We start from the raw sequence: 25,156 nt of genomic DNA, 5'->3' as shown, positions 1-25,156 counted from the left end.
CGGCCCCCGGAGTCCCGGCGCGTCAGCCCGCGACGACCTCGAGGGTCTGGCGTGCGATCTCGAGCTCCTCGTTCGTCGGCACCACGAGCACCGCGGTGCGCGAGTCGTCCGTCGAGATGCGGCGAGCCTCCCCCGACCGCAACGCGTTCAGCGCGGCATCCACCTCGACCCCGAAGCCCTCGAGCCCGGCGAGCGACATGGCGCGCACGTCGGCCGCGTTCTCCCCGACGCCCGCGGTGAACACGATCGCGTCGACTCGGCCCAGCTGCGCCGCGTAGGCGCCGACGTACGCGCGCACGCGGTGCGCGTAGACCTCGAGCGCGATGCGCGCGCGCTCGTCACCGGATGCCGCGGCCTCGGTGAGGTCGCGCATGTCGCCATGCCCGCCGAGCCCGAGCATGCCGCTCCGCTTGTTCAGCAGGTCGTCGACCTCGTCGACGCGAAGGCCCGCTCGCCGCTGCAGGTGCAGCACGACGGCCGGGTCGAGGTCGCCCGAGCGCGTACCCATCGCGAGGCCCTCGAGCGGGGTCATCCCCATGCTCGTCTCGACCGACCGGCCGCCGTCGACCGCACAGGCGGAGGCGCCGTTGCCGAGGTGCAGCACGATGAGCTTCAGCTCCTCGACCGGTCGGCCGAGGAACGCCGCCGCGGCGCGCGAGACGTACCGGTGCGAGGTGCCGTGGAAGCCGTACCGGCGGATGCGGTGCTTCTCGGCGAGGTCGCGGTCGAGGGCGTAGAGGTACGCCTCGGGCGGCATCGTCTGGTGGAACGCGGTGTCGAAGACGGCGACGTGCGGTACCGACGGGAACGCGCGCTCGGCGGCGACGACGCCAGCGAGGTTCGCGGGATTGTGCAGCGGGGCCAGCACCGACAGCTCGTCGATGTTGATCTTCACGAGCTCCGTGATGATCGTCGGCTCGAAGAAGCGGGCGCCGCCCTGCACGACCCGGTGGCCGACGGCCACCGGGGCGTGCTCGTCGAGCGACGGGCCGTGCTCGGCGAAGGCCTGCAGCATCCACGCGAAGGCCGCGTCGTGGTCGGCGACCGAGACCTGCTCGCGGAACGCGCGGCCCGAGGCATCCGTGTGGGTGGCGCGGCCCTCGCCGGCGCCGATGCGCTCGACGAGACCCGAGGCGAGCGGCTCCCCCGCCGTCACGTCGACGAGCTGGTACTTCAGCGACGACGACCCGGAGTTGACGACGAGGACGACGCTCATGCGGGACTCCCGGGTCTCGATACGCGCGCTTCGCGTGCTACTCGACCACCGGGGGTGGAGCGCGCTTCGCGTGCTACTCGACCACCGGCCCCGCTCACGACGCCGCCTGGATCGCCGTGATCGCGACGGTGTTCACGATGTCCTGCACGAGCGCGCCGCGCGAGAGGTCGTTCACGGGCTTCCTGAGGCCCTGGAGCACCGGCCCGATCGCGACCGCGCCCGCCGAGCGCTGCACCGCCTTGTAGGTGTTGTTGCCCGTGTTGAGGTCGGGGAAGACGAACACCGTCGCGCGCCCCGCGACCGACGAGCCCGGCAGCTTGGTGCGCGCCACCGCCGCATCGGCGGCCGCGTCGTACTGGATCGGCCCCTCGACCGGCAGTTCGGGGGCGCGCTCGCGCACGAGCTCGGTCGCGCGGCGCACCTTGTCGACATCCGCCCCCGAGCCGGACTCGCCGGTCGAGTACGACAGCATCGCGACGCGCGGCTCGATGCCGAACTGCACCGCGGTCTGCGCTGACGAGATCGCGATGTCGGCGAGCTGCTCGGCGGTCGGGTCGGGCACGACCGCGCAGTCGCCGTAGACGAGCACGCGGTCGGCGAGCGCCATGAGGAACACGCTCGAGACGACCTGCACGCCCGGCTTGGTCTTGATGACCTCGAACGCCGGGCGGATGGTGTGCGCCGTCGTGTGCATCGCCCCGGAGACCATGCCGTCGGCGAGGCCGAGCTCGACCATCATCGTTCCGAAGTACGACACGTCTTGAACGGTGTCGCGGGCCTGCTCGAGCGTCACGCCCTTGTGCGCGCGGCGGCGCTGGTACTCGTCGGCGAACCGGTAGACGAGCACGTGGTCGTGGTTCGAGAGGACCGTCGCCCGTGAGATGTCGAGGCCCAGGCCGATCGCCCGCGAGCGGATCTCGATCTCCTCGCCGAGGATCGTGAGGTCGGCGACGTCGCGGGCCAGCAGCGTCGCCGCCGCCCGCAGGATGCGGTCGTCGTAGCCCTCGGGAAGCACGATGTGCTTGCGCGCGTCGCGCGCCCGGGCGAGCAGGCCGTACTCGAACATGAGCGGCGTGACGACGTCGGTGCGGGCCACGTCGAGGCGGTCGAGTAGCTCGACCCCGTCGACGTGCTTCTCGAAGAGGGCCAGCGCGGTGTCGCGCTTGCGCTGCGACTCGGCGGCGAGCTTGCCGCGCGTCTGCGTGATCGCGAGCGCGGTGTCGTAGCTGCTGAGCTCGGTGCGGATGATCGGCAGGCCCGACTTCAGGCCCTCGATGAGGCGTTCGACGGTCTCGGAGACCGGGAACCCGCCGTTCAGCACGATGCCCGCGATCGACGGGAACGTCGCCGACGCGTGCGCGGTGAGCACGCCCAGCAGCACCTCGCTCCGGTCGCCGGGCACGACGACGACGGCGGCCTCGGTGAGCCAGGCCAGCACGTTCTCCATCGACATCGCGGCGACCACGACGCCGAGCGCCTCGCGCTCCAGCAGTTCGGGATCGCCCGCGTAGAGCGTTCCGTCGACGGCCCGCATGATCGAGCGCATCGAGGGCGCGACGAGGTACTGGTCCTCCGGGATCGCCCAGACCGACACGGATGCCTCGCCGCCGCCGGCCGCGCCGGCACCGCCGACCGCGACCACTCCGCCCGAGACGGACCGGACGGCCTCGACGATCGCGTCGAGCCGGTCGGGGTCGGCCCGGTTGGCGACGACGCCGAGGAGCGACGCGTGCTCGCGCTCGAGCTCCTCGACCGCGAGTTCGGTGATCTGGGCGAGCTCGTCGGGCGTGCGGGCGTCCGTGTAGCCAAGCCGCTCGCTCGCCCCGCGCCCCTGCGTGACGCGCCCGCCGACCACGAGGAGGACGGGTGCGCCGAGGTTCGCCGCGATGCGCGCGTTGAAGGCCAGCTCGGTGGGGCTGCCGACATCCGTGTAGTCGGACCCGATCACCACGACCACGTCGCAGCGGGCCTCGATCGCCTTGAACCGCCGGACGATGGTGGCGAGCGCAGCCTCGGGGTCGCCGTGCACGTCGTCGTAGGTGACGCCGATCGCCTCGTCGTAGCCGAGTTCGATGACGCCGTCGTGGGCGAGCAGCAGTTCGAGCACGTAGTCGCGCTCCTCGGTCGAGCGCGCGATGGGGCGGAAGACGCCCACTCGGGTCGCCCGTCGGCTCAGGGTATCGAGCGTCCCGAGCGCCACCGTCGACTTGCCGGTGTTCCCCTCGGCGGAGCAGATGTAGATGCTGTGCGCCACCCGGCCAGCCTATCGAGGCGGCTCTCGAGGGCGCAGGTGCACGGGCCCCGCGCCGGCCGCTGTTCCGGAACCCGAGCACTGTTCGCTTATGCTGTTCGGACCCGACCCGGCGTCGGCCCCGACGACGCCGCCCACGCACCAGGAACACCCGTGAACCCCATCGCCCTCATCGGAGCGGGCCCATCAGGTCTCGCCGGTGCCCGCGCGCTCAGCCGCGCCGGCATCCCCTTCATCGGCTTCGAGGCCGGCCCCGACGTGGGCGGCCTCTGGAACATCGACAACCCGCGCTCGACGATGTACGAGTCCGCGCACCTCATCTCCTCGCGCACGACGACCGAGTTCGCCGAGTTCCCGATGGACTCGACCGCCGACTACCCCGGCCACCGCGAGCTGCACCGCTACTTCCGCGACTACGCCGACGCCTACGGGCTGCGCGAGCACTTCCGGTTCGACGCGAAGGTCACGGCCGTCGAGCCGGTCGACGGCGACGCGACCGGGGCGAGCGGATGGCTCGTCACCGCCGTCCACGCGGACGGCACGAGCACCACGACCGAGCACCCGGCCGTCATCCTCGCCAACGGCACCCTCGCCGAGCCGAACGTGCCGAGCTTCCGCGGCGAGTTCGCGGGCGAGGTCATGCACACGAGCGCGTACAAGTCGCCCAAGGTGTTCGAGGGCAAGCGCGTCCTCATCATCGGCGCGGGCAACTCGGGCTGCGACATCGCCGTCGACGCGGTCCACCACGCGGCATCCGTCGACCTGTCGGTGCGCCGCGGCTACTACTTCGTGCCGCGGTACCTGTTCGGGCGGCCGAGCGACACCCTGAACCAGGGGCGGCCGCTGCCCGCGCGGCTCAAGCAGTTCGTCGACACGCGCGTGCTGAAGGCGTTCACGGGCGACCCCGTGCGGTTCGGCTTCCCGAAGCCCGACTACCGCATCTACGAGTCGCACCCGATCGTGAACACGCTGATCCTGAACCACCTCGGCCAGGGCGACCTGCGCGTCGTCGGCGACATCGACCGGTTCGAGGGCGGGGCCGTGCGCTTCGCCGACGGCAGTGCCGGCGACTACGACCTCGTCGTGCTCGCGACCGGCTACAGGCTCGACTACCCGTTCGTCGAGCGCGCCCACCTCAACTGGACGACGGCGGCCCCCGAGCTCTACCTCAACGTCTTCCCGCCGAGCTTCAACGGCCTCTTCGTGCTCGGCATGATCGAGGCGTCGGGCATCGGCTGGCAGGGCCGCTACGAGCAGGCCGAGCTGATCGCCGCCTACCTCGCGGCCGTGCGCGACCAGCCGGATGCCGCGTCCCGCTTCCACGATGCGGCCGCGACGCCGTGGCCCGACCTCACGGGCGGATACCGCTACCTCGGGCTCGACCGCATGTCGTACTACGTGAACAAGGACGCCTACCGCCGCACGGTCAAGCGCCTGCTGCGGACGCTGCCGGCGCCCGCAGCACCCGTCGCGCCCGCGACCGACACGACGAAGGCGGGCACCCGCGCATGAACATCGACGACGTCGTCCTCAACTTCGCGCCCGGCTCGATGATCGCCCTGAACGTCGTGCTCGGCTTCATCATGTTCGGCATCGCGCTCGACACCTCGCCGGCCGACTTCCGCGCGGTCGCGCGTGCGCCGAAGGCGATGCTCATCGCGCTCCTCGCGCAGGTCATCCTGCTGCCCGCGGTCACGTTCGGGCTCACGCTCCTGCTCGACGTGCAGGCCTCCGTCGCGCTCGGCATGCTGCTCGTCGCCGCCTGCCCGCCGGGCAACATCTCGCAGGTGCTGACCTACCGCGCACGCGGCAACGTCGCGCTGTCGGTGTCGATGACCGCGGTCGCGAACGTGATCTACATCTTCGTGCTGCCGCTCAGCATCGCGTTCTGGGGCGGCATCCACCCGAAGGCGTCGGAGCTCGTGCGGGCCGTCAGCCTTGACGGCTGGCAGATGCTGCTCGACATCTTCCTCATCATCGGGTTGCCCTTCATCGCGGGCTTCCTCATCCGAGCGCTCTGGCCGCGCTTCGCGGCCCGCGTGCAGCCGTACGCGCGCTGGATCAGCCTGCTCGCGCTCGTCGGCTTCATCGTCGCCGCGCTCGTGGGCAACTGGGCGATCTTCATGGCGTACATCGGCGTGGTCCTCCTCGCCGTGTTCCTGCACGACGCGATCGCGCTCGGCCTCGGCTACGCCAGCGCCCGCATCGGCGGGCTCGGCGTGCGCGACCGCAAGGCGATCACGTTCGAGGTCGGCATCCGCAACGCCGGCCTCGGCCTCGGCCTCGTCTTCTCGTTCTTCGGCGGGATCGGCGGCATGGCGATCGTCGCCGGCTGGTGGGGCATCTGGGACATCATCGCCGGGCTCGCGCTCGCGACGGTCTGGGCGCGGCGCACCAGGCGAGCGGATGCCGCGGCCGGCCGCGACACGGACTCGTCGGCCGACGGCGACGTCGCGCCCGATGCCGCGGCCGGCCCGGCGACCGCCTCCGGGACGGCGTCGTGAGCCGGCGCATCCTGGTCACCGGCGGCAGCGGGTTCCTCGGCTCGAACGCGGTCCGCGCCCTCGCCTGGGACCCGGACGTCGAGCTGGTCGTCTCGGGCGACGTGCGCCCGCCCGCGGCATCCGCGCCCGAAGGCGTCATCGTCGAGCGGTGCGACGTGACGGATGCCGCGGCCCTCGCCGCCGTCATCGAACGCCACGCGATCGACACGATCGTGCACCTCGCCGCCATCGTGAACCCTGGGGGCCTCAGCGAGGAGGTCGAGTACCGCGTCGACGTCGAGGGCACGCGGAACGTGCTCGAGGCCGCCGTCGCGGGCGGTGTGACCCGGATCGTCGTGTCGTCGTCGGGCGCCGCCTACGGCTACCACGCCGACAACCCCGAGTGGCTGACCGAGGACGACCCCATCCGCGGCAACCAGGAGTTCAGCTACTCGCGGCACAAGCGACTCGTCGAGGAGCTGCTCGCCGACTACCGGGCCCGGCACCCCGAGCTCGGCCAGGTCGTGCTCCGCATCGGCACGATCCTGGGGCCGACCGTCGCGAACCAGATCACGGCGCTCTGGGAGGCCAGGCGCATCCTGCGCATCGCGGGCTCGGAGAGCCCGTTCGTGTTCGTGTGGGTCGACGACGTGGTCGGCGCGATCGTCCGCGGCGCGACCGGCGACGTGACGGGCGCGTTCAACGTCGCGGGCGACGGGCGAGTGACCGTGACCGAGATCGCGGACGCCCTCGGCAAGCCCACCGTGACCGTGTCCGCGCGACTGCTCACCGCGGTGCTGCGCGTCGGTCACGCACTGCGTCTCACCGTCCACGGTCCCGAGCGCGTCGGATTCCTGCGCTACCGGCCGGTGCTCGACAACACGCGCCTCAAGCGCGTGCTCGGCTACTCGCCCGAGCGGACCAGCCGCGAGGCGTTCGACGCGTACCTCGCGGTTCGACGCGCCCGTTCCCTCGGGTAGACTGTCCGAGGCTCCTCACGTGGCGCCATCCAGGCCAACTCCCCCAGGGCGGAAACGCAGCAAGGGTAACCGGGCTCTGGCGGGTGCGTGAGGGGTCCCAGGAGGATTCGCCTAGTGGCCTATGGCGCACGCTTGGAAAGCGTGTTGGGTGAAAGCCCTCGGGGGTTCGAATCCCCCATCCTCCGCCAAGTGAACATGGGTGACGCGCAGCACCCACAACGGGGTTCGAATCCCCCATCCTCCGCCAAGTGAACATCGCCGAACCCCCGGACCCGCGCCGGGGGTTCTGCCATTTCCGCCCCCGAACGGGCGTCGCCGCATCGCACCCGTATACGGGATGATTCCGCCAGCCCGGACGCCGCTGCGCGGCGACGCCACGAGCGTCGCGCGCGACAGGAAGGGGAATCCGTGTCCGCATCCACCCCGCTCCACCGTCGCGGCGTGATCGCCGCCACCGCCGCCGCCGCGTTCGCGGCGTCGCTGCTCGCCGCCCCGCCCGCCATGGCGAAGCCGCTCGAGAATATCCGGTTCGTCGAGGAGGAGTCGTTCACCGACGAGAACTTCTGCGATGCCGGCATCACCGTCGAGGTCGAGTTCCTGCGCGAGATCCACGTGCTGTTCAACTCGCGGAAGCCGGGGACGGCACCGTACTGGATGGCCAACATCGAGTTCCACGGCACCTACACGGGTCCGGGCGGGACCGTCACCGAGACCGGCAAGACGGTCGACAAGGATCTCAAGATCACCGACAACGGCGACGGCACCATGACCATCCTCGTGCTCGGGACCGGCAGTGCGAACGTCTACGACGAGTCGGGCAAGGCCATCGCGCGCAACCCGGGCCAGGTGCGGTACGAGTTGCTGATCGACTACGGCGACGACATCGCCGACCCGTCCGATGACGAGTTCCTCGAGTTCCTCGGCGTCGTGAAGGGCTCGACCGGCCGCACCGACGACTTCTGCGCGGCGGTGCTCCCCGCCGTGTCCTGAGGAGAAGATCCGAGTACGCCCGATCGGCCGGGCGCAAGTCCCCCTTAATGCCGAATAGCGGCATCGCCGTCGCCGGAACATCATGGTTCCGATGTCTGTGGCAGCGATGAGAACGGGATACGGGGACGCAGGGGAATCCCGCATCGGCCAGGCAGGGGGCGGGGGTCTCAGGGTACTCACCCTGAGACCCCGTCGCTCCTTGACTCGGGCCGTGGGGCTCCCGCTGGTCGCCCTCTTGGTGCCCGTGATCCTCACGGTCGCCTGGCTCGTCTCCCCGTTCGGGAGTGCCGCGGTGGGGCTGACGGCGGCGGTCGTCGTCGTGCTCGCCGCCCTCGGCGTCGCCGCGTACATCAGCTACCAGCGGACCGAGGTCGTCGTCAGTCCGCACGGCATCGTCGAGCGCGGGTTCCTGGGGCGCATCCACAGCGTCGCCCGTCGCGACATGGCCGAGGTGCTCCGCATCGACACGTACCGGGGCGACACGCTCGAGACCGTCCAGCAGCTGTTCGTCGTCGATGCCGACGGCACGTGCCTCTTCCGCATGCGGGGCACGTTCTGGGACGATCACTCGCTCGACACGATCGCCGAGATCCTCGAGCTCGAGGAGACCGTCCGCACCGAGCCGGTGACGCTGACCGAACTCCGGGCGTCGGACCCGCACCTGCTCTACTGGTTCGAGGGGCGCGGGCTTCGCAGCTGACTCGTCGGCGGCGGCGGTCGGCCCGGCCCGGGTCTCAGTGCGTCGCGATGCCGAAGCGCGGAACGTCCGGTCGGCTCGAGGGCAGTTCGTGGAAGCCGAGCCGTTCGTAGAACGCGCGAGCGCCGACGTTCGCCGCGTCGATCCCGAGATGCAGCGCGGGAACGCCGCGCTCGGCCAGCGCGGCGCGGAGCCGGTCGATCAGACGGCGACCGAGTCCTCGACCCTGCAATTCGGGCAGCAGGTCGATGTGCAGGTGCGCCGGGTAGTCCTCGAGCTCGGGGATCCGCATTCGCTCGGCGTCGCCGCCGTCCGCGATGAGCTGCGCCTCCGAGTACGCCGGGCGATGCGCGGTGGGCGGGCCCGCGAGCGGGTGCCTCGCCCGGAATCCCGGCGCCCACTCGCGCGCGTACCAGTCGATGAACTCGGCGGTGTCGGCGATGCCGAGCACGTACCCGGCGACGCGACCGTCGAGTTCGACGACGAAGGCGAGATCGGGCGCGAAGTCGACGTAGGGCATCGCGTAGACCTCCGGCATGAGCGCGTCGTCGGAATAGACGCCGGTGGCATCGCCGCCCGCGGCGGCCGTGCGCAGGCACACCTCGGCGACGGCGGCCCGGTCCGCGGCGCGGTACGGGCGGATGACCGGCTCACTCACGGCCTCCTCGGCCGGATTCACTTCCGCTTCGCCATGCCGAACAGACCCGTGAGCACCTGCGTGATCACCTTCTGCGTGGTCTTCGAGCCGAGCACTTCCTCGAGCGCCGACCGCTGCGGGGTCCGCGAGCGCGAGCTTGAGGAGGTCTGCTTGATGAGCCGGTCGTACTCGGCCTGCGCCTTCTTCTCGGCCTTCGCCTGGTCGGCCTCGATCTTCGCCTGCATCTTCGCGTACTCGGCGTCGGCCTTCACCTTCGCCTCGGCGGCCTCGGCCGCGTCCGCTGCGGCCGCGGCATCCGCCATCCGCTTGGTCAGCAGCTCGTGCGCGGATTCACGGTCGATCGCCGTGCCGTACTTCGCGGTGAGGGGGGATGCCGCGACGGCGGCGTCGATCGCGGCATCCGCACTCGGCGACATCGAGGCCTGCGGCGCGCGCAGCCGCGTCCAGGCGACCGGGCTCGGAGCGCCCTTCTCGTTCATGACGGTCACGATCGCCTCGCCCGTGCCGAGCACGGTGAGGGTCTCCTCGAGGTCGTAGCCCGAGTTCGGGTACGTCGAGACGGTCGCGCGGAGCGCCTTCGCGTCATCGGGCGTGAACGCGCGCAGCTGGTGCTGCACGCGCGAGCCGAGCTGTGCGAGCACGTCGCCCGGCACGTCCTTCGGGGTCTGCGTGACGAAGAAGACGCCGACGCCCTTCGAGCGGATGAGCCGCACGGTCTGCACCACCTGCGCGAGGAACTCCTTCGACGCGTCGCGGAAGAGCAGGTGCGCCTCGTCGAAGAAGAACACGAGCTTGGGCTGGTCGAGGTCGCCCACCTCCGGCAGGCCGCCGTACAGGTCGGCGAGCAACCACATGAGGAAGGTCGAGTACAGCGCGGGCTTGTCGGCGACGCCCGGCACCTCGAGGAGGCTGATGACCCCGCGCCCGTCGGCCGCCGTGCGGAGGAACTCGGCCGTGTCGATCTCGGGCTCGCCGAAGAAGACGTCGGCGCCCTGGTCGGCGAACGCGATGAGCTCGCGCAGGATGACGCCCACCGTCGCCTTCGACAGGCCGCCGAGCCCCTCGAGCTCGCCCTTGCCCTCGTCGCTCACGAGGTACGCGAGCACGGCGCGCAGGTCGTCGAGGTCGAGGAGCGCCAATCCGTTCTTGTTCGCGTAGTGGAAGACGAGGCCGAGGCTCGACTCCTGCGTCTCGTTGAGGCCGAGCACCTTGCTGAGCAGTAGCGGGCCGAAGCCCGAGATCGTCGCGCGGATCGGGACGCCCCGGCCGACGCCGCCGAGCGAGAAGAACTCGGTCGGGAAGCTCGCCGCCTCCCACGCCTGCCCGATGCCGTCGGTGCGCTTCAGCAGCTTCTCGCTGCTCGTGCCGGGCGTCGCGACGCCCGAGAGGTCGCCCTTGATGTCGGCCGCGAACACGGCGACACCGGCCGCCGCGAGCTGCTCGGCGAGCACCTGGAGCGTGCGGGTCTTGCCCGTTCCGGTCGCGCCGGCGACGAGGCCGTGCCGGTTGGTCATCGCGAGCGGGATGCGGACGGGCACGTCGGGCATCGCCTCGCCGTTGACGAGCGCGCCCATCTCGAGCGCGGGACCCTCGAAGGCGTAGCCGGCGCGGATGCGGTCGACCTCGGCGGCGTCGAGCGGGCCGTCCGCTGCGGGCGGGGCGGATGCCGCGGGTGCGGTGGGATCGGCGGCCGCGGGTGCCGGAACGGGGGGTTCTGTCGCGTTCGTTCCTGAATCGAAGGACGCCTCCGCGATGTCCTTCGATTCAGGAACGGTTGGGGCATCTTTCGTGCTCGCCGCGGTCGCGGCACCCGTCGTGTCCTTCGATTCAGGAGTGGTTGCGGCACCCGTCGTGCTCGGCGCGGTCGCGGCACCCGTCGTGTCCTTCGATTCGGGAGCGGTTGCGGCATCCGCCGTACGGGTCGCCGACGTGGCATCCGTCGCCGCCGCGGCCGCGGCCTTCGCGAGCGCTGCCGCCTCCTCGGCCTTGCGGATCGCCTCCGCGGCCTGCTCCTGCAGCGCCGCGGCCGCTGCCGCCGCGGCCTCCGCCGCCTCCTGTGCCCGCTTCACCGCGTCGTCCGACATGGGGCCGATCCTAACGTCGTGGTGACCCGCGCGCCGGGATACTGGGCGGGTGAGCGATCTCGGACCGGTGGACCCCGGGCGAGCCGACGAAGCCGCCTGGCTGCGGCGGTGGCGGCTCCGGCCGGACGGGGATCCCTCGACCACGACGACGAGCCGGCTGATCCCCGTGCGCACCGAGGACGGCGCGGCCGCCATGCTGAAGATCGCGCACGAGCCCGAGGAGGCCAGGGGCGCGGCCCTCCTCGCCGCGCTCGACGGACGCGGTGCGGTCCGCGTCCTCCGCCGCGACCACCAGGCCCTGCTCATTGAGCGGGCCATGGGGCGGCGCGACCTCGTCTCGATGGTCCGCGCGGGCGAGGACGACGCGGCGACGCGCATCGTCTGCGACGTCGCCGCGCGACTGCACGCCGAGACCGATCGGGTGCTCGCCCTGCCCGATCCACCGACGCTCGTGCCGTTGGAGGACTGGTTCCGGCAGTTGTTCGCGCATGCCGAGGGACTCGGTCCGCTCCACCGCGCGGGCGCCGACCTCGCGCGGCGGCGGTTCGACGACGGCCGCGAGCCCGTCGTGCTGCACGGGGACCTCCACCACGGCAACGTGCTCGACTTCGGCGAGCGCGGCTGGCTCGCGATCGACCCGAAGGGCCTCGTCGGCGACGCCGAGTTCGACGTGTGCAACCTGCTCTGCAACCCGTCGCACGAGCGCGCGCTCGTGCCGGGACGGCTCGCACGGCAGTTCGGGGTCGTCGTCGACGCGACCGGATTCGAGGCCCGCCGCCTGCGCGACTGGCTCGTCGCGTGGAGCGCGCTGTCGTCGACCTGGTTCGAGCTCGACGGGCGGCCCGAGCGCGCGGCGACCGCCGAGCGCATCGGCGAGGCGGCAGCGGGGCTCGCCGTCTAGCCCGTCGCCTCCGCGATCAGGCGAGGATCGTCACGGGGTGCTCGATCCTCGCGACGAACGCCGACAGCCACCTGGCCGCCACGGCGCCGTCCAGGACCCTGTGGTCGGCCGAGAGCGCCACGTTCATGACGGTGCCGACCGCGAGCGCGCCGTCGACGACGACCGGTGCCTCCCGGGCCGCGCCGACCGCGAGGATTCCCGCGTGCGGCGGATTGATGATGGCACTGAACTCGCGCGTGCCGTACATGCCGAGGTTCGACACCGAGAAGCTGCCGCCCTCGATCTCGTGCTGGCGGAGCCCTCCGCTGCGAGCGCGCCCGGCCAGGTCGGCGATGCGGCGGCCGAGTTCCGAGACGCTGAGCGCCTCGACGCCGCGGATGACGGGCGTCACGAGTCCGTCGTCGATCGCGACGGCGATCGCCACGTCGACCGTGCGATGCTGCAGCACGCCCTCATCCGTCCACGTGCGGTTCGCCTCGGGCACGTCGGCGAACGCGCCGGCGACGGCCTTGACCACCAGGTCGTTGACCGAGATCTTCAGGGTGCCGGACGAGTTGAGCTCGCGGCGCAACTCGAGCAGCCGGTCCACCCGGCACTCGGCCGTGAGGTAGAAGTGCGGCACCTGGGTCTTCGACTCGACGAGACGACGCGCGATCGTGCGCCGCATGCGCGTGTGCGGGATGAGCTCGGCGTCGGCAGCCGCGGGCGCCGAGGGCGCGGGGGCCGATGCCGTCGCCGCGGGCGCCGCGGCCGGTGCCGGCGACGCGGGCGCGGTCGACGGCGTCGTGGCCGGGGCGGATGCCGTCGCGCCGGAGGCCTTCGCATCGATCAGGGGTTCGACGTCCCTGCGGACGATTCGCCCCTCCGGCCCCGACCCGGAAACCCCGGAGAGGTCGATGCCGTGCTCACGGGCGAGCCGTCGGACCAGGGGACTCATGAACCGTCGGCCGGAGGCCGAGTTCCCACCCGCGGCCCCGCCCGCGTTCGTGCCCGCTTCGGGCTCGGCGAGGTCGTGCTGCGACACGCCCCGGGCCACCTCATCGAAGGCGGCTTCGGCGTCGGCGACCGGCGATGCGGACTCGGGATCGGCGGGTGCGGCAACCGTCGGCGCGGCCGGCGGGGGCGCGGCATCCGTCGCCGTCTCACCGGGCTCCCCGACCACGGCGATCGGCGCGCCCACGTCGACGAGGTCGCCCTCGGCGACGAGCAGCTCGAGCACGGTGCCGGAGACCTCCGCCGCGTACTCGACGACCGCCTTGTCGGTCTCGATCTCGGCGAGCGGCTGCCCCACGGCGACCGCGTCGCCCACCGCCACCGACCAGGACTGGATCGCGGCTTCGGTCGTGTTCGCGAGTACCTCGGGCATGCGGACGGTCGTGGCCATCACGCACCTCCCGCGTTCGCGCGCACGGTCTCGAGTGCCGTGACGACCTCCTCGGTCCGGGCGATCGCCGCGCGTTCCAGCACCTTCGAGATCGACGGCGACGTCTCGGAGCCCGTGACCCGCTGCACGGGCTGATCCAGCCAGTCGAAGAGCCGGCGCTGGATCTCGTCGGCGAGCCATCCGCCGTACGACGTGCCCTGCGCACCCTGCTCGACGATGAGCACCGCATTCGTCTTCTTCACGCTCGACTCGATGGTGGCCCAGTCGATCGAGGCCCGGTCGAGCCAGCGAAGATCGATGAGCTCGGCGTCGACGCCGGTCTGCTCGATCGCCTCGAGGCTGTGCCGCACCATCGAGAGGTAGCTGATGACGGTGACCTCGGCACCCTCGCGACGGATGGCGGCGGTGCCGGGCGGGATCACGTAGTCGAGGTCGCCCGCGATGATCGTGTCCTTCTCGTTGTAGAGGTCGACGTGCTCGATGACGAGCACGGGGTCCTGCAGGGCGAGCGCGGCGTTCATGAGGCCGACGTAGTCCTCGGCCGTCGATGGGGCGACGATGCGCCATCCGGGACTCGTCGCGAAGATCCCCGCCGGATCCATCAGGTGCTGCGAGCCGTAGCCCGAGCCCATGGCGACCTTGGTGCGGAGCACGAGCGGCACCGGATTGTCGCCGCCGAACATGTGCCGGGCCTTGCCGATCTGGTTGAACACCTGATCGGCGGCCACCCACATGAAGTCCGGGTACATGAACTCGACCACTGGCCGGAAACGGCCGTCGAGCGCGAGACCGCCGCCGAGGCCGGCGAACGCGTTCTCGCTGATCGGAGTGCCGAGCACGCGCTCGGGGTAGGCCGTCGACAGACCCTTCGTCGCGCCGTTCGTACCGCCCTTCAGCCGATGCACGTCCTCGCCGAGCACGATGATCCGCTCGTCCTCCCCCATGCGGCGCTCCATGACGCCAGCGACCGCGTCGACGAACTTCAGGCTCTCGCGCTCGCGGTCGTCGTCGGTCGGCTCGAGGGTGCGCAGCTCGCCGAGCTCGCTCCCGTCGCCGCGCACGCCGATGTCGACGAACTCGGGGTCGGGCCAGAGTTCGGGGCGGATGCGGCGGCGCCCCTTCGTCTCGGGGTCGTCCTCGAGCAGTTCGCGGGTGGCGGCGTCCATCGCGGCGACCGCCTGCTCGCGCACGGCGTCGACCTGCTCGCGGGTCAGCCGGCCCAGGCGGATGAGCTCGGTCGCGACGCGCTCGAGCGGGTCGCGCTCGCGCCACTCCGCCTCCTCCTCCTTCGTGCGGTAGCCGAAGGCGCTGCCCGGGTACGGGCCGTTCTGGTGGAAGTACCGGTAGACCTCGGCCTCGACGATGACCGGTCCGCCGCCCGAGCGCATGACCTCGGCGGCCTCCTGCATCGCGAGGTGCACCGCCAGCGGGTCCATGCCGTCGACCCGCCACGACGGGATGCCGAAACCCTGGCCGCGAACAGAGAGGCGGGTGTCGGCGACGGCCTCCTCGATGCGCGTCGAGACCGCGTAGAGGTTGTTCTCGATGAAGAAGCAGACGGGGAGCTTCCACGCGGCAGCGAGGTTCATCGACTCGAGCACCGAGCCGATCTGCGCGGCGCCGTCGCCGAAGTAGTTGATCGTGAGGTCGGTCGTGCCCGCATGCTTCTGCGCCCAGGCGTTTCCGGTCGCCATCGGCGCGCCGCCGCCGACGATCGCGTTCGTGCCGAGCGCGCCGGCCTCGAACCACTGCAGGTGCATGGAACCGCCTCGGCCGCGGCAGAAGCCCTGCGCGAGTCCGAGGATCTCGGCGAGGGTGCGCTGAAGCACGGCCTGCACGTCGTCGGTGACCAGCCGCCCGAGATCGAGCCGCCCAGCGGAGGCATGCGTGATGGCCTTCGCGAGGAACTGGTGATGACCTCGGTGCGAACCGTTGACGGCGTCGGTCGACCGCAACGCGACGATCGAACCGACGGCGCCCCCCTCCTGCCCGATCGACGAGTGCGCCGGACCATGGACCAGGCCGTCGGCGGCGAGCTCGAGCACGCGCTCCTCGAACGCGCGGATCAGGTGGAGCTGACCCAGCATCGTCTCGAGGAGTGCCGGGTCGGCGCTCTTCCAGTCCGCTGCGGTCGTCGTGAGTTCGACCCACTCGGGGGTGGTTTCGAGGCGTCGTCGTCTCGGCATGGCTGCGGTCCTCCGTCGGCGGCCGCCCGACGCGGCTGTGCGTGGGCGATGCGATCATGCTACTCCATGATTGGATCCAATCCAAGACCAGGAATGGCCGATGGTTCCGCCGACGTCCACTCTGGGGCTAGAATTGCATCCAGTCGCCGTCGACGGAAGGGTGGATCATGGGTTTGCCGGGCTTGAGGGGAACTGAGCACATCGGGTTCACGGTCCCGGACCTCGACGAGGCGCACCGCTTCTTCGTGGACGTCATCGGTTGCGAGTACGTCTACACGCTCGGTCCGTTCCAGCGGGAAGACGAATGGATGGCCGAGCACCTCAACGTCCACCCGCGATCCGTGATGCGCGAGCTGCGATTCTTCCGCTGCGGACACGGGCCGAACTTCGAGGTCTTCCAGTGGGAGCCGGCGGACGGTCAAGCCTCGCAGCCGCGCAACAGCGACATCGGCGGTCACCACCTCGCGTTCTACGTCGACGATCTCGACGCGGCGATCACCCACCTTCGCGAGCACGGCGTGCGCATCCTCGGAGATCCGACCGCGAGTCGGAACGCGAGCGAGGGGCAGCGCTGGGTCTACTTCCTCGCCCCTTGGGGGATGCAGTTGGAGCTCGTGAGCTTCCCGCAGGGCAAGGCCTATGAGGCGGGGTCCACCGTCAAGCTCTGGGACCCTCGGGATCCACTCGCATGACGTCGGACCTGCAAGCGCCGGCGTCGCGCGACGGCAATGCCGCGATGCGCGTCGCCAGCGGCATCCGCGACGCGATCGCGCACGGCGACCTCGCCCCGGGTTCGCGCCTGCGCCAGGAGGAGATCGCCGAGCGCTTCGGCGCGAGCCGAGTTCCGGTGCGCGAGGCCCTGAAATCGCTCGAGGCGGAGGGTCTGGTGACACTCGTGCCGAACGCCGGGGCCTGGGTCTCCCGGCTCACCCTCGCCGAGTGCGAAGAGGTCTACCAGACGCGCGAGCGGTTGGAGCCGCTCCTGCTCGCGCACTCTGCGCCCCACCTGTCGGAGGCCGACCTCGACCGCCTCGAGGAGCTCGCGGCGGCGATGTCCTCGACCGACGACGTCGGCGAGTTCGTGCGCGTCGATCGCGAGTTCCACATGCTCAGCTACTCTCGCGCCGAGACGCTCATGCTCGGCGACCTGGTCGAACGGCTCTGGAACCTTACCCAGCCCTACCGCCGCGCGTACACCGTACTGGCCGACGCGGACACCAGACGGATCATGCACGACGAGCATCACCTGATGGTCGTCGCACTCCGCGAAGGGGATGTCGAAGGCGCCGCGCGCACGATCGAAGGTCACATCCGGCGTACGCGGAGGCTGCTTTCGCGGCATCCGGAGGTCTTCACGACCTCCGGATGAGGAGCGCGGTCCGCGTCAGGCCCCGGGACCGTCGGCGCCGGCGCTCGGGGCGGAGCGCATCGACTTCATCGCATGGAGGACATCGACGGCCGAGGCGATCGGGCGCGGATCACCCGGCTGCTCGTGGCCCAGGTCCGCGAGCGACTGGTACGACATGTCACGTCGGCCGATCACGAACCAGATGCCTCGCGCCGGCTGATCGGACTGGTTCACGTAGAGATGCGGGCGACCCGAGTCGAAGCAGAACGAGTCGCCCGGTGCGAGCTCATAGGTGTCGAAGTCGATGCGCAAGGTCAACGCGCCCTCGAGCAGGACGCCGTACTCCAGCCCCGCATGACGCATCATCTTGCCCTCCATGGAACTGGACGCGGACGGCTCGTAGGTCACGATGAGCGGGTCCGCCACGGAACTCGCGCCGACGGCGAGTCGCTCCCAGGTGACGCCGTTCTCCATCTCGATCACCGGGTTGTCCTCGCGACGCTGGACCACCGCATCGCTCGACCTGGTGCCCGACGGCGTCGACTCGACGGCGGGGTTCGCGACGCCGAGTGACGGCGCCCCGGCACGACTCGTGCCCATCAGCCCATCGAGCGAGATGCCGAGGTAGTTCACGAGCGCGTAGAGGGTACTCACCGACGGCTGGGTCTTCCCCGTCTCGACCTGCGACAGCAGGCTCGCGGAAACGCCCACGGCGCCTGCGACATTGCGGAGACTGAGCTTCCGCGACTCCCGCACGCGGCGGAGTTCCGACCCGACATCCAATTGCATCAGCCGTATTCTCCTGCCCCGTGGTTCGCAGTGATCTTTCAGCACTGCTGAACATGTTTCCGTGCGGCAATGATAGCCGACGTCACCGCAATTGCTCGGATTCCGGCGTTTGCATCGGACCCTGTTCAACGTTACTGTACAAATTGGACGGTGATGCGGAGAAACCGCTGCGAGGAGGTCGACGTGGATCTGGAAGTGGGCTTCCTCGGCCTGGGCGCGATGGGTCGCGGAATGGTGGAGCGGCTCGTCGACGAGGGCGTCGATGTCGTCGCTTGGAACCGAAGCCCCGGCCGCGCGGAGGAACTTGCCGAACGGTTCGCCATCGGCACCGCGGCGTCTCCCGACGAGGTCTTCTCGCGAGCCCGTGTCGTCCATTCGATGCTCACCGATGACGAGGCCGTCCTCTCGCTGTTCGACGATCGGCTTCTCGCTGGGATCCCGCCCGGGCGGGTCCATGTGAACCATGCGACCATCAGCCCCACCGCCGCGAGCGAGCTCGCGGAGCGACACGCACGCCGCGGAATCGGCTACGTGCAGGCCCCTGTGCTCGGCAGGTCGACCGTCGCATCCACGGGCGCGCTCCTCGTCGTCGTATCCGGCGACGCCGCCGCGATCGACGCCGGCATGCCCACGCTCGAACGTCTCGGCCAGCGCGTCTGGAACCTCGGCGCCGATCCGAAGATGGCGAGCATCGTGAAGATCGCGGTGAACTACTCGATCATCAATGCCCTGCAGTCGATCGCGGAGTCGGTGGTGCTCGTCGAGTCGGCGCGGATCGATCCCCAGGAGTTCGTGGACATCCTGACCCACACCGCGTTCAGCGGCTCGGCCCATCGAGGTTACGGCCCGCTCATCGCCGGCCGCCGCTACGAGCCCGTGGGCTTCGCGATGTCACTCGGGCTGAAGGATCTCTCCCTGGCCGAGGGTGCCGCCGATTCGCTCGGAGTGACCCTCCCGGTCGCGCCGGTCCTGCGGGACGTGTTCGAGGCGGCACTCGCCGACCCCGCACTGCGCGAACTCGACTGGTCGGCGGTCGCAGAAGTCACGAGGGCTCGACGAACCCGGGGCTCCCTCGGAGACGAGATGGGCATCGCATGATCCGCCACGTCGTGCTGTTCAAGCTGACCGATCCCGTCCCCGGAGCCGTGCCCCGCCCATTCGAGACCCTGCGCGACGCGCTGGAACCGCTCGCGACATCCGTGCCCGGCGTGCTGAGCCTCCGCGTCTCGGCCGACCCCGGGACGATCGATCGGCACTGGCACGCGGTGCTCGAGACCGAGCACGACTCGTGGGACGATCTCGCCCGCTATCAGGACCACCCGGCGCACCGACGGGCGGTCGCGACCATTGATGCGATCGTGGCCGAACGCGCGGTTGTCGACTACGAACGCTGAATCGCGTCCGCAGCGGCAGACGCCGCCGACGCCACGAGGCTCGCCGCGTTGTCGGGCGACGGGGAGAGCTCCCCGGCCTCGATCCGTTCCGCGAGGCCCAGGATCGCCTCGTTCACCGGCGCCCGGCCGCCGATCGCGGCCCGCTTCGCGACGATGTAGCCGCTGAACGCGTCGAGCTCGGCTCGACGGCCCTTGTCCCAGTCCTGCAGCACGGCCACGCGCGTGTCGGGCAGCGAGAAGCGCTCGAGCACGACGTCGAGAAGGTCCAGCGCGTACTGGTCGGAGTCCGGGACCTGCTCGACCGTCTTGCCGAGAACGGGCAGCATGCGGATTCCGAGGTCCGTGGCCAGCGCGTAGGCCTCTCGGGAGGCCGCGTCCATCACGGAGCGCACGCCCTCGAGCGCGACGGCGGCGAGCAGCGGCACGCCGAGGATCGCCGACGGGAGCATCTCGGGGATGTTGGCGATGAGCTTCATCCACTTCGACGAGCGGATGTCGTCGCTGACCTCGGTGACGCCCGCGTGGGCGAGCGCCGCGGCGACCTGCTCGAGGCGTTCGGTGCGGCGACCGTCCATCGTGCCGACCGTGAACCACGTGCCGGACGGCGGGACCTGGCGCACGACCACCCCGGGCTCGAACATGTTCGCCGCGATCCCGAGGACCGCCCCGATCGACCGGTGGGCGCCGAGGATGTCGCCGACCGCATCGATCGTCATGCCGTTCTGGAGGCCCACCATGACCGAGTCGTCGCGCATGACCGGCTTCATGAGTTCGCATGCCCACCGTGTGTCATAGGTCTTGACCGAGGTGAACACCAGGTCGAAGGTGGTCCGCAGCTCGGCGACCTGGCAGAGGTGGTACGCCTCGACCGGAGTCACTTGGGTCTCGTCCGGCAGGTGCACGGTCAGCCCGTCGGCCCGCATCGCCTCGACGTGCGCGGGCCACTGCTCGATGAAGGTCACGTCGAGTCCGGCACGGATCAGGTCGGCGCCGATCGACGCGCCGTTCGCACCGGTGCCGACGACGGCGATGCGGAGCGCGTTCAGGTCCATGATCAGGTCCTCCTCAATGGATACGGGTCGTCGGCGACGGCAGGTCGAGCGGATGCCGTCGGACGGCGCAGATCGGCGATGCGAGCGGCGAGCACGGCCTGAAGGTGTGTTCCGGGTGTCAGGCGTCCGGCTTCGATCTCGAGGGCGAGCTCGACCACGGCGCGGTTCACCGGTGCCGGCTCGCCGAATCGGGTGAGCGCGTCGACGACCGCGCCGTTGATCTCGCGCACCTCGGCCCGGCGTCCCTTCGACCAGTCCTGCAGCACGGTGGAGCGGGAGTGCGGAAGCACGTACTCGGCGAGCAGTTCGTCGAGCACAGTCTCGACGAACGTCTCCGGCGCCGAGGCGGCCTGCCCGGTCATGCCGAAGATGGGACGGATCCGGAGTCCGAGGAGTTGCGCCGCGCGGATCGCCTCGTTCCCCGCCTCGAGCATGATCTCGCGCATGCCCTCGAAGCGTGCGCAGTCGGCGATCGACAGGTCGAGGATGGCCGACGGCACCAACTCGGCGGCGTTGAGCACGAGCTTCATCCACTTCGCCGAGGCGATGTCGTCGGTGATCTCGACGACGCCGGCATGCCGCAGGATCGCCGCGGCCGTGGGGACGTGGTGCTCGCTCGCCCGATCCGGCGCACCCACGGCGAACCAGGATCGGTCGTGGCCCGAATGCCGCATGACGATTCCGGGCTCCTCCATGGCGGCAGTCACCTCGATGACCGCTCCGAGCGCGCGATGCGAACCCATGATCTCGACGATGTCGCCCGTGGTCATGCCGTTCTGGACGCCCACCACGACGCCGTCGCCCGCGACATAGGGCTTGATGAGCTCGCACGCCCAGCGGGTGTCGTATGCCTTGACCAGCAGGAGGACGACGTCGAAGCGCGTCCGGAGCTCGGCGGCCTCGCACAGGTGCAGGACCGGCACTTCGGTCACCTCGGCACCGGTCGGCGACTCGACGCGGACGCCCCGCTGCCGGATCGTCTCGACGTTCGCCGGCCACTGGTCGACGAAGGTCACGTCGAGCCCCGCCCGTGCGAGGTCCGCGCCGATGCCGGACCCGTTGGCCCCGGCACCGAGCACGGCGATCCGATGCCCGGTGAGCGACGGGGCATCCGCCGTCGCGCCGCTCATGCGGGCACCGCGGCGATCAGTTCGGCCAGGTTGCCTCGACCGGCCGTGCGCCGACCCGCTTCGATCTCGCGGGCCAACTCGGCCACCCGCGCGTTGCACGGGGCGACGCCGCCCGACCGTTCGGCCGCGCGGCTGACGAAGCCGTTCAGTTCCTCGATCTCCGCACGCCGACCCTTGCGCCAGTCCTGGAGGACGGTCGTGAGCGTGCTCGGCAGCGTGTAGACATCGAGCACGATCTCGAGGAGCCGGTCTGCGAATCGGTCGGCATCGCCGAGGTGCGTCTCGGTCATGCCGATGATCGGAATGAGGCTGGCGCCGTCGTCCAGCGCCGTCCGAACCGCCTCTCGCCCGGTCCGCACCATGAACTCGCGCATTCCCGGCTCTCGCACCGCCTCATCGAGCGGCAGGTCGAGGATCGCCGAGGGGACGAGTTCGGCGGCGTTGACGACGAGCTTCATCCACTTCGACGAGCGGATGTCAGCCGATACCTCGACGTGCCCGGCCGCTCGGAGCACGTCGGCGACCTCCTCGACGCGGCGAGTCGCGAGCGGGTGGATCCCACCGACCGCGAACCAGGTCTCCTCGCGGCGGTTCTGCCGTTCCACCACCCCGGGCCGGAACAGGTTGGCGGCGATCTCGATCACCGCACCGATCGTCCGCTCGGGACCGACGACGTCGGCCATGTCGTCGACGGTCATGCCGTTCTGCACTCCGACCACGAGCCCGTCCTCCGCCAGCACCGGTCGGATCAGCTCGCACGCCCACCGCGTGTCGTAGGCCTTCACCGCCACGAACACGAGGTCGAAGGGCTCGCGGAGCTCGGCCACCTCGCAGAAGTGATGGGCACGCACCCTGGTCACCTCGGTGAGGCCCGGCATCTCGACGCGGATGCCGCGGTCTCGCATCGCCTCGACGTGTTCCGGCCACTGCTCGACGAACGTCACGTCGTGTCCGGCGCGCGTGAGGTCCGCACCGATCCCCGCCCCGTTCGCCCCAGCGCCGAGGACGGCGATCCGCGGTGCGCCCGCCACCCGATCAGGCCTTCCGCGCGACCCGGCGGCGCCGGCTCGAGCGGGCGACCGCGTAGAGGATCGCCGCCGCGAGGATGAGCACGCCCTGCAGGATGTACTGCCACATCTGGTCGAGCCTCAGGAACACGGTCGCATTGAGCACCTGGACGAGCAGCATCGACCCGAACAGGGTGCCGACGAACGTGCCACGCCCCCCGAGCAGGCTCGTTCCACCCAGGACGACCGCCGTGATGCTCGAGAGGGTGTACGCCACGCCCTGCGCCGGATCGCCGACGCCGATCTGAGTCATGAGCATGATCGCGCCCAGGAAGGTGAGCACGGAGGTCGCCACGTAGGCCATGACGATCGTGGGGTTGATCTCGACGCCGACCCGGCGGGCCGATTCCTCATCGGAGCCGGCGGCGCGCAAGCGCCAGCCCCACGGAGTCTTCCGGAGCGCGTACTCGAGTCCGAGAACCAGCAGCACGAGCACCACGAAGGCGATGGGGATCGGACCGAGCTTGGTGGTGATCGCGCGTGAGACCTCGGAGTTGATGAAGCCCTCGGCAGTCGGGCGGAGGATGAAGCTCATGCCCTGGAGCGCGATGTAGACCGTGAGGGTCGCGGCGATCGCGGTGAACCTGACGTATCGGATCAGGGTGCCGTTGACCAGGCCCACGACGATCGAGGTCCCGAGCATGGCCGCGAGACCCAGCAGGATCGACGCACCGGATGACTCGTTGAGGATGAAGAACGAGCCGATCACCACGAGGAATCCGACGAGCGGACCGACCGAGAGGTCGATGCCACCGGTGAGCAGGGCGATGGTCTGTCCCATCGCGATGAACCCGAGTGCGGAGACCAGCAGCAGCATCGCCGAGATGTTGAACGCCCCGAGGTATCGGTCGTTCTGGGCGAAGATGAAGGCCCCGAGCAGCACCATCACCGCGACGAGCAGGACGGACGGCGCGTAGTCGCCCTGCACGAAGCGCCGAACCTTCGCCCGACGCGCGGCGGCGCGCTCGTCCAACTCCGCTTCGGCCACGTCCTCCACGCCGACGGTCTGCGTGGTCGAGCTGACGGCGGCGTGGATCATCCGCTCCTCGGTGAGTTCGTCCCCGCGGAGCACGTCGACGACGTGGCCGCGCGACATCACGATGACCGTGTCGCAGAGGCCCTCGAGTTCCTTGGCGTCCGACGAGGCGACGATGACCGGGATGCCGGATGCGGACACCTCGCGCAGGATCTGGTAGATCTCGGCGCGAGCGCCGACGTCGACGCCCTGCGTCGGTTCGTCGGCGAGCACCAGCTCGGGCTCGGAGAGGAGGGCCCTCGCAACCATGACCTTCTGCTGGTTCCCACCGGAGAGGGATGAGACCGGTGCGTCGAGGGACGCGGCCTTCACGGACAGCGAGCCGAGGGTGTCGCCGACCATGCCGAGCTCGCGCTTGCGGCTGAGCAGCAGGCGCGTACGGAAGCGCGTGAGCGCCGAGACGGCGGCGTTCTCGCGAACGGTGAGCCGCATCATGAGGCCCTCGCTGAGACGATCGGCGGGGAGGTAGGCGGCCTCGCTGAGCAGCCGCTTGCTGCTGACCCCGGTGCCGTTGATCGTGACCGCGCCGTCGAACTGCGAAAGCCCGGCGAGGGAGCGCAACAGGTCGCTCTGGCCGTTCCCGACCACGCCCGCGACGCCGATGATCTCGCCTCGCCGCGCTGCGACCGAGACATCCTTGAACCCCGGGCCGCTGAGGCGATCGAGCACGAAGTTCGGTTCCTCGCCCTCGGGCCCGTCGTACTTGGGTGGGAAGGTCGAGTCCAGCTGACGGCCGACGATGAGCGAGAGCAGCTCCCGGTCGGAGATCTCCTCGACGACGGCGGTGGCGCGCAGCCGCCCGTCGCGCAGCACCGTCACTCGGTCGGCGAGTTCGCGAACCTCCGCGAGGCGGTGGGTGATGTAGACGACCGACGTTCCCCCTGCAACGAACTCGCGCACCAGGCGGAACAGCATCCTCACGGACTCCTCGCCGAGCGGCGCGGTGGGCTCGTCGAGCACGAGGAGCGCCGGCTTCACCGCGATCGCCTTCGCGATCTCGAGCAGGTGCTTCTGCGCGACCGTGAGCGTCTCGACCCGATCGGAGAGGTGCACTCGGAGGTTCACGCGATCGAGGAGGGATCGCGCGAACTCCTCCCGCGACGGCCCCTCGGCGAAGACCGACGCGGGGAGCGCGACGAGGAGGTTCTCGAACACCGTCATGTCCGGCAGGACCGCGGGGTGCTGGTGGACGAACGCGATGCCGAGCCGCCCGGCGTCCCGGGGATCGATGTTGTCGATGAGTTCGCCGCGGAACACCATGGTGCCGGCATCCGGCCGGATCGTGCCGGTCGCGACGTTCATGAGCGTCGACTTGCCGGCGCCGTTCTCTCCGAGCAGCGCGTGGACCTCCCCCGGAAGCACCTCCAGCGAGACATCGGTGAGCGCGGCGACGCCTCCGAAGCTCTTCGAGATGTCGGACATGACGAGCGTGGCGACGGTGGTCGGCGCTTCGGCGGTTTGGATGTTCACGTGAGGATCCTCACTCCGGGGCTCATGAACGGTCAGTGGG

Annotated in this window: 21 protein-coding genes, 1 tRNA gene and 1 other RNA gene; 12 read left to right on the top strand and 11 right to left on the bottom strand. The window is 70.5% G+C overall.

Annotation, left to right across the window (positions count from 1 at the left end; genetic code table 11):
- Positions 1–22: 22 nt before the first annotated feature.
- The gene (locus GJ743_RS14545; RefSeq protein WP_155052619.1) at positions 23–1,216 is read right to left on the bottom strand and encodes an acetate/propionate family kinase; all 1,194 of its coding nucleotides are present in this window, start codon (positions 1,214–1,216) and stop codon (positions 23–25) included.
- Between the two features lie 94 nt (positions 1,217–1,310).
- Positions 1,311–3,470 carry a phosphate acetyltransferase gene (pta, locus tag GJ743_RS14540; RefSeq protein ID WP_328289214.1) on the bottom strand — a complete coding sequence of 720 codons (2,160 nt, stop codon included), beginning with the start codon at positions 3,468–3,470 and terminating at the stop codon, positions 1,311–1,313.
- A 150-nt stretch (positions 3,471–3,620) separates the two neighbouring features.
- Here pta and GJ743_RS14535 point away from each other — a divergent pair, with 150 nt between their 5' ends.
- The 7 genes from GJ743_RS14535 (at position 3,621) to GJ743_RS14505 (ending at position 8,620) form a co-directional block, all read left to right on the top strand.
- Complete coding sequence (locus tag GJ743_RS14535; RefSeq protein WP_328289213.1) at positions 3,621–4,979, top strand: flavin-containing monooxygenase; 1,359 nt, start codon at positions 3,621–3,623, stop codon at positions 4,977–4,979.
- Positions 4,976–5,971, top strand: a complete 996-nt coding sequence (locus tag GJ743_RS14530; RefSeq protein ID WP_155052618.1) for a bile acid:sodium symporter family protein — start codon at positions 4,976–4,978, stop codon at positions 5,969–5,971. The genes GJ743_RS14535 and GJ743_RS14530 overlap by 4 nt, the downstream gene beginning before the upstream one ends.
- A complete protein-coding gene (locus GJ743_RS14525) occupies positions 5,968–6,930 on the top strand; it encodes an NAD-dependent epimerase/dehydratase family protein (RefSeq protein ID WP_328289212.1) in 963 nt (320 codons plus the stop codon). Before GJ743_RS14530 ends, GJ743_RS14525 begins: the two co-directional genes overlap by 4 nt.
- A gap of 6 nt (positions 6,931–6,936) precedes the next feature.
- Positions 6,937–7,033, top strand: an RNA gene (gene ffs, locus GJ743_RS14520) — signal recognition particle sRNA small type.
- Positions 7,031–7,118: transfer RNA gene (locus tag GJ743_RS14515), tRNA-Ser, on the top strand. Before ffs ends, GJ743_RS14515 begins: the two co-directional genes overlap by 3 nt.
- A 220-nt stretch (positions 7,119–7,338) precedes the next feature.
- Entirely contained in the window at positions 7,339–7,920 is a 582-nt protein-coding gene (locus GJ743_RS14510; RefSeq protein WP_155052617.1) for a hypothetical protein, read from the top strand.
- A gap of 211 nt (positions 7,921–8,131) precedes the next feature.
- Positions 8,132–8,620 (top strand): hypothetical protein, encoded by a 489-nt coding sequence (locus GJ743_RS14505; protein ID WP_155052616.1) that lies wholly within the window; start codon positions 8,132–8,134, stop codon positions 8,618–8,620.
- A 34-nt stretch (positions 8,621–8,654) separates the two neighbouring features.
- Here the strand turns inward: GJ743_RS14505 and GJ743_RS14500 are convergent, their stop codons facing one another.
- Together GJ743_RS14500 and GJ743_RS14495 are read right to left on the bottom strand one after the other, a co-directional pair.
- Positions 8,655–9,275, bottom strand: a complete 621-nt coding sequence (locus GJ743_RS14500; protein WP_328289211.1) for a GNAT family N-acetyltransferase — start codon at positions 9,273–9,275, stop codon at positions 8,655–8,657.
- Positions 9,276–9,292: 17 nt separating this feature from the next.
- Positions 9,293–11,359 carry a helicase HerA-like domain-containing protein gene (locus GJ743_RS14495; RefSeq protein WP_155052615.1) on the bottom strand — a complete coding sequence of 689 codons (2,067 nt, stop codon included), beginning with the start codon at positions 11,357–11,359 and terminating at the stop codon, positions 9,293–9,295.
- Positions 11,360–11,408: 49 nt separating this feature from the next.
- Here GJ743_RS14495 and GJ743_RS14490 point away from each other — a divergent pair, with 49 nt between their 5' ends.
- The gene (locus tag GJ743_RS14490; protein ID WP_328289210.1) at positions 11,409–12,260 is read left to right on the top strand and encodes an aminoglycoside phosphotransferase family protein; all 852 of its coding nucleotides are present in this window, start codon (positions 11,409–11,411) and stop codon (positions 12,258–12,260) included.
- Positions 12,261–12,276: 16 nt separating this feature from the next.
- On the opposite strand, the gene GJ743_RS14485 is transcribed toward GJ743_RS14490, so the two are convergent.
- Together GJ743_RS14485 and GJ743_RS14480 are read right to left on the bottom strand one after the other, a co-directional pair.
- Entirely contained in the window at positions 12,277–13,644 is a 1,368-nt protein-coding gene (locus GJ743_RS14485; protein WP_155052614.1) for a dihydrolipoamide acetyltransferase family protein, read from the bottom strand.
- Positions 13,644–15,830: an alpha-ketoacid dehydrogenase subunit alpha/beta gene (locus tag GJ743_RS14480; RefSeq protein WP_155052613.1), complete on the bottom strand. Its 2,187-nt coding sequence runs from the start codon at positions 15,828–15,830 to the stop codon at positions 13,644–13,646. Before GJ743_RS14480 ends, GJ743_RS14485 begins: the two co-directional genes overlap by 1 nt.
- A gap of 182 nt (positions 15,831–16,012) precedes the next feature.
- Between GJ743_RS14480 and GJ743_RS14475 the strand changes: the two genes are divergently transcribed.
- Positions 16,013–16,522 carry a VOC family protein gene (locus tag GJ743_RS14475; protein ID WP_230386805.1) on the top strand — a complete coding sequence of 170 codons (510 nt, stop codon included), beginning with the start codon at positions 16,013–16,015 and terminating at the stop codon, positions 16,520–16,522.
- The gene (locus tag GJ743_RS14470; RefSeq protein WP_155052611.1) at positions 16,519–17,199 is read left to right on the top strand and encodes a GntR family transcriptional regulator; all 681 of its coding nucleotides are present in this window, start codon (positions 16,519–16,521) and stop codon (positions 17,197–17,199) included. The genes GJ743_RS14475 and GJ743_RS14470 overlap by 4 nt, the downstream gene beginning before the upstream one ends.
- Before the next feature lie 15 nt (positions 17,200–17,214).
- On the opposite strand, the gene GJ743_RS14465 is transcribed toward GJ743_RS14470, so the two are convergent.
- Complete coding sequence (locus tag GJ743_RS14465) at positions 17,215–17,967, bottom strand: cupin domain-containing protein (protein ID WP_155052610.1); 753 nt, start codon at positions 17,965–17,967, stop codon at positions 17,215–17,217.
- 69 nt (positions 17,968–18,036) lie between these two features.
- Between GJ743_RS14465 and GJ743_RS14460 the strand changes: the two genes are divergently transcribed.
- On the top strand, positions 18,037–19,065 hold the full coding sequence (locus GJ743_RS14460) for an NAD(P)-dependent oxidoreductase (RefSeq protein WP_155052609.1): 1,029 nt from the start codon (positions 18,037–18,039) through the stop codon (positions 19,063–19,065).
- Complete coding sequence (locus GJ743_RS14455) at positions 19,062–19,361, top strand: Dabb family protein (RefSeq protein WP_155052608.1); 300 nt, start codon at positions 19,062–19,064, stop codon at positions 19,359–19,361. The genes GJ743_RS14460 and GJ743_RS14455 overlap by 4 nt, the downstream gene beginning before the upstream one ends.
- On the opposite strand, the gene GJ743_RS14450 is transcribed toward GJ743_RS14455, so the two are convergent.
- Genes GJ743_RS14450 through GJ743_RS14435 form a run of 4 tightly spaced genes read right to left on the bottom strand, consistent with a single transcriptional unit; the run spans position 19,349 to position 25,116 of the window.
- On the bottom strand, positions 19,349–20,413 hold the full coding sequence (locus tag GJ743_RS14450) for a ketopantoate reductase family protein (protein WP_155052607.1): 1,065 nt from the start codon (positions 20,411–20,413) through the stop codon (positions 19,349–19,351). The two genes, GJ743_RS14455 and GJ743_RS14450, sit on opposite strands and share 13 nt — an antisense overlap.
- Before the next feature lie 2 nt (positions 20,414–20,415).
- Positions 20,416–21,543: a ketopantoate reductase family protein gene (locus GJ743_RS14445; protein WP_155052606.1), complete on the bottom strand. Its 1,128-nt coding sequence runs from the start codon at positions 21,541–21,543 to the stop codon at positions 20,416–20,418.
- A complete protein-coding gene (locus GJ743_RS14440) occupies positions 21,540–22,574 on the bottom strand; it encodes a ketopantoate reductase family protein (RefSeq protein WP_328289209.1) in 1,035 nt (344 codons plus the stop codon). The genes GJ743_RS14445 and GJ743_RS14440 overlap by 4 nt, the downstream gene beginning before the upstream one ends.
- Before the next feature lie 4 nt (positions 22,575–22,578).
- On the bottom strand, positions 22,579–25,116 hold the full coding sequence (locus GJ743_RS14435) for an ATP-binding cassette domain-containing protein (protein WP_328289208.1): 2,538 nt from the start codon (positions 25,114–25,116) through the stop codon (positions 22,579–22,581).
- Positions 25,117–25,156: the final 40 nt, after the last annotated feature.

It is taken from the genome of Agromyces bracchium (assembly GCF_009709675.1).
Classification (GTDB): Bacteria; Actinomycetota; Actinomycetes; order Actinomycetales; family Microbacteriaceae; genus Agromyces; species Agromyces bracchium.
The sequence above is the reverse complement of the archived record's forward strand: the minus strand, read 5'-3'. Positions and strand labels throughout refer to the sequence as shown.